The 5,019-nt window shown below is 70.8% G+C and carries 4 protein-coding genes; all 4 read left to right on the top strand.

Annotation, left to right across the window (positions count from 1 at the left end):
* The coding region (locus tag ACTQWE_RS10060; RefSeq protein ID WP_441921682.1) for a VirD4-like conjugal transfer protein, CD1115 family at positions 1-1,648 on the top strand (1,648 nt) is incomplete at its 5' end.
* 89 nt (positions 1,649-1,737) lie between these two features.
* Positions 1,738-1,956 (top strand): hypothetical protein, encoded by a 219-nt coding sequence (locus ACTQWE_RS10065; RefSeq protein WP_059053491.1) that lies wholly within the window; start codon positions 1,738-1,740, stop codon positions 1,954-1,956.
* Between the two features lie 10 nt (positions 1,957-1,966).
* Positions 1,967-2,383, top strand: a complete 417-nt coding sequence (locus ACTQWE_RS10070) for a PrgI family protein (RefSeq protein WP_090862568.1) — start codon at positions 1,967-1,969, stop codon at positions 2,381-2,383.
* Positions 2,358-4,844, top strand: a complete 2,487-nt coding sequence (locus tag ACTQWE_RS10075) for a VirB4-like conjugal transfer ATPase, CD1110 family (protein ID WP_441849125.1) — start codon at positions 2,358-2,360, stop codon at positions 4,842-4,844. Before ACTQWE_RS10070 ends, ACTQWE_RS10075 begins: the two co-directional genes overlap by 26 nt.
* Positions 4,845-5,019: the final 175 nt, after the last annotated feature.

The following is a 5,019-nucleotide window of genomic DNA, read 5'->3' on the forward strand; positions in this document are numbered from 1 at the left end:
CCTGCTGCCGGCCGCGGGACCCGCTCAGCTCGCCTGCGGCACGGTGGCGGCGTGCGCCGTGTGGGTCGCGTGGGCGCGCGCCCTCGCGCACTCCGGCAACTGGCGGCGCGGCGAGGAGGGCGGAAGCGCCCGCTGGGCGGACGCCCGCGAGATGCGGCCCTTCGCGGACCGCGCGCACCCCGACCACAACATCCTGCTCACCGAGGGCGTGTCCCTCGCGATGTCACGGGACGACCACGACGCGCGCTACGAGCGCAACCGCAACGTGCTCGTGGTGGGCGGCTCCGGCTCGGGCAAGACGCGCGGCTACGTGCTCCCCAACATCATGCAGATGAACGCGTCCTACCTGGTCACCGACCCCAAGGGAACGCTCGAGCCCACCTGCGGGGCGATGCTGCGCGCCCACGGCTACCGCGTGGCGTGGCTCAACACCGTGGACTTCTCGCGCTCGAGCCACTACAACCCGCTCGCCTACGTGCGCACCCAGCAGGACGTGCTCGAGTTCGTCGACTGCCTCATAGAGAACACGAACGGCGAGAGGACGAGCTCGGCTGACCCCTTCTGGGAGAACGCCGAGCGGCTCCTGTACACCGCGCTCGTGGGGTACCTCGTCGAGCACTGCCCCGAGGCGGACCGCAGCCTCCCGGGGCTCATGACGCTGCTGTCGCTCGCGGAGGCGAGGGACGAGGACGAGTCGTTCATGAGCCCGCTCGACGTGCTCTTCGAGGAGCTGCGCACCGGCTGCACGTGCGTGCCCGTGCGCGAGGCCGCCTCGGGCGACGGCAGGTCGGTCACGCGCGGGCGCGGCCCGGGCGTGCGCTGGGTGCCCGTGACCGAGCCCGCCCCGGGCGACTTCTCGCTCTCGCGCTACCACGCGTTCAAGACGGCCGCGGGGAAGACCCTCAAGTCGATCATCATCAGCTGCAACGCCCGCCTGGGCAAGCTCGACTCCGCCGAGCTCCGCGAGGTCCTCTCGGACGACGACCTCGGGCTCGAGGGGATGGGCGACCCCGGCGCGCGCGTGGCGATCTTCGCGACGCCCTCCGAGACCAAGAGCACGTACAACTTCCTCTACGCGATCCTCGCGTGGCAGTGCGTGGGAAGGCTCTGCGACCGGGCGCTCGTGCGCTACGGGGGCTCGCTCCCGACGCCGGTGCACCTCGTGCTCGACGAGTTCTGCACCATCGGCAAGCTCCCCGACATCCAGACCACCATAGCCACCGTCCGGTCCAGGAACATCGGGATGACGCTCGTCGTGCAGTCGCTCTCGCAGCTCACCGCGCGCTACGGCGAGGACGCCGAGACCATCGCGGACTGCTGCGACACGACGCTCTTCCTCGGCGGCAAGTCCACCAAGACCAACAAGGCCATATCCGAGCAGGTGGGGCAGCAGACCGTCTCCACCCTCTCCAGCACCGAGAGCCGCGGGCCCTCGGGCGGCTCCTCCAGGAGCTTCCAGCACGAGGCCCGAGACCTCATACAGGCGTCCGAGGTCGGCAGGATGGACCGCCGCATGGCGATCCTCCTCGTCTCGGGCTGCGACCCCGTGATGGACCGCAAGCTGAGCCCGGAGTCCCACCCCAGGGCGGGCGAGCTCTCGCGCGGCGCCCTCGCGGGCGGCGGGGAGGGGGCGGGACGGATGAAATGAGCCACGGCCGCGCGGGGACCCGGCGGCCGACCCGCGCCGCGGCCGGGAAAGGCCGCCGCAATGCAGGGATCCGACACGGGAGGGGTGCGATGCTCTCCAACATCATCAGGCTCGTCTCGGGGTGCGTCACGTTCCTCGGGAGCTTCCTCATCGTCTGGGGCGCGGTCGCCCTGGGAATCGCGATCAGGGGGCCCGAGGCTGGCGGCTCGCAGATAGCGAGCGCCATCTCGACCATCGCGGGCGGCGCCATCGTGGTGGCCGCGGCGGTCTACTTCGGGATGATCGACACGTCCTGGCTCCCGGCCTAGGGGGCCGGCCATGCCGCTCTCGGTCGCCGTCCACAAGGACATAGGCGAGTACCAGGAGAAGGTCGTCGGCAAGCTCAGCCTGCGCACGCTGCTGTGCGTCGCGGGCGGGCTCGCCACGTCGGTCGCCGCGGCGGCCGCGTGCCAGCTCCTGCTGGGCATCGAGGCCGCGGACGCGAGCCTGCCCGTCATGTGCGCGTCGCTGCCGTTCTGGCTCGCCGGGTTCTGGCGGCCGCACGGCATGCGGGCGGAGCGGTTCCTGCCGCTCCTTTGGGAGCACGCGACGGGCGACGGCGTGCTGCTCTACAGGGGCCCGGAGGCCCACCGTCTCCCAGACGGGCCAATCGCAGTTAGGACGACGCGCCGCCACAGGCGCCGCGCCAGGAGGAGGGGGGCCGAGCTCCGTGAGCCGAGCAAGGAAGGAAGCTAGCGGCGAGGGAGAGGGGCGCGGGCCGAGGCTGAGGCTCGCCGGCAGGGGCAAGTCCGTCGGGCAGCGCATGCGCGAGCAGGACCGCGAGCTCGCCGACGCCACCGCCGAGCAGAGGCGCCGCCGCCACGCGGCGCGCGGCGTCTACGACGCCATCGGGTTCGAGTCCATGTGGGCGGACGGGATCTGCGAGGTGGAGCGCGGGCTCTTCTCGCAGACCGTAGCCTTCTCGGACATCAGCTACCAGAGCGCCCGCAAGGAGGCGCAGGAGGCGGTCTTCTCCGCCTGGTGCCAGCTCCTGGACGGGTTCGGCGCCGACTCGTCGGTGCAGCTATCCATCACCAACACGCCGATCCCCGCGGAGGAGATCGGCAGCCGCTCGTTCTTCGACGAGTCCGACCCGGTGACGGGGCGCTTCGCCGCCGAGTACAACCGCATCCTCAACGACAAGATGCGCGAGGGCATCTCGAACCTCGTGCGCACGCGCCACCTCACCTACGCGGTCGGGGCGCGCGACGTGGAGTCGGCGGTGCCCCGCCTCGCGAGGATCCGCGGCGAGGTCACCCAGGCGCTCCAGCGCGTGAGGTGCGAGGTCGAGCCCCTGGACGGGCCGGCGCGCCTCGCGGCGATGGGCGCCCTCATACGACCGGGCCGCCGCATCCCGACGGACTGGTCGCTCCTCGCGGCGCACACGGGGCTCAGGGCGAAGGACCTGGTGTGCCCGGGCTGCATCGAGAGCAAGCCCGGGGGCTCGGCCTCCAAGCTCCGCATCGACGGCACCTGGTGCCAGGCGCTCGTGTTCCGCTCGTTCGGCAGCGAGCTCATGGACCGCTGCATCGCCGAGATCGTGGACCTGCCGATCCCGCTCTCCGTCTCCATCCACGTGCAGGGCATGGACAAGGCGCGCGCGGTCTCCTTCGTGAAGCAGCGCCTCGCCTGGATGGACAAGGAGATCATCGACGAGCAGCGCGCCGCCGTGAAGCGCGGCTACGACTACACGATCCTGCCCTCGGAGCTGCGCTACTCCAAGGAGGAGGCGGAGGACCTCCTCGACGACCTGCAGAACAAGAACCAGCGGCTCTTCCGCTACACGGGGCTCGCATGGGCCTACGCCGACACGGAGGCCGAGCTCGACGAGCGCGTGCTCCAGATCACGCGCGCCGCGAGGTCGAACTCCATCGAGCTCGAGGCGCTCGACTACCGCCAGCGCGAGGGCATGAACTCGATCCTGCCCCTGGGCAACAACCACGTGGACGTGGGGCGCTTCATGACCACGGCGGAGATCGCCGTGCAGATGCCCTTCGCCACCCAGGAGCTCAACCAGGAGGGCGGCGGCTACTACGGGCAGAACAAGGAGAGCTCGAACCTCGTGATCTGCAACCGAAAGCGCCTCGCGAGCCCCATGGGCTACGTGGCGGGAAAGCCCGGCAGCGGGAAGTCCTTCTCGGTCAAGCGCGAGATAGAGAACACGATACTGGCGTACCCCGACGACCAGGTCATCGTCTTCGACCCGGCCGGCGAGTACTCCTCGGTCGTCGTGCCCAACGGCGGCACGTGCATCAGGCTCGGCCCGGACTCGGACGCCCACCTCAACCCGTTCGACCTCGCGGACGTGGAGGGCCACGCCACGGCCTCGCAGCGCGCCTTCAAGATAGACGCGTTCCTCGCGCTGTCCGGCGCGACCATGGCGGAGGGCCGGCAGGGCCTGCCCGAGGCGGACAAGTCCATCATCAGCCGCTGCGTCGAGGACGCCTACGAGCGCTGCGCCGCCGAGGGGAGGGTGCCGGTGCTCGCGGACCTCTACGAGGGCCTGCTCGCGCAGCCCGAGCCCGAGGCCAGGGGGATAGCGCTGCGCTACGAGCGCTACGTGCGCGGGGCCACCTCGTTCTTCAGCCACGAGAGCAACGTGGGGTTCGACGCGCGCATCACCTGCGTCGACCTGCGCGACCTCTCGCAGAACATGCGCACCTTCGGCATGCTCACGGCACTGGAGAGCGTGCGCAACCGCATGTACGCCAACTTCGAGCGCGGCGTCACGACCTGGCTCTACATCGACGAGGTGCAGTCGCTCTTCGAGCACCCCTCGATCGTGAGCTACTTCTCGAAGTTCTGGGCCGAGGGCCGCAAGTTCAACCTGATCTGCACGGGCATCACGCAGAACTCCGTCTACATGCTGGAGCACGAGGAGGCCCGCAACATGGTCCTCAACTCCGACTTCGTGCTGCTCCACAAGCAGTCGCCGCTCGACCGCAGGGCCTGGGCTGACCTGCTGGGGCTCTCGGAGCGCGAGGAGGGATACATCGACGAGTCCGCCAAGCCCGGCGAGGGCCTCCTCATCGCCGGCGCCGCCCGCGTGCCCATAAAGGACGACTTCCCGAGGGGCCAGCTCTACGACCTCTTCAACACGAAGCCCGACGAGGTCGCCGAGCTCAAGCGCGCCTCCGGCGGGAGGGGCGCCAGATGAGCGCCGACGCGAGGGACGCCGGGAAGAGCCTGGCATCCCAGGCCCCGGACCCGGCGTCCGTCGCCTTCGAGGGCAGGACCGACGCCGTGCGCGCGGGGATCGTGCGCGACGCGGACGCGGAGCCCGCGCGGGCCCTCGGGGGCAGGCGCGGGCCCCGGCGCGGGCGTGGCTCGAG

It is taken from the genome of Parafannyhessea sp. LCP19S3_B1 (assembly GCF_052121955.1).
GTDB lineage: Bacteria > Actinomycetota > Coriobacteriia > Coriobacteriales > Atopobiaceae > Parafannyhessea.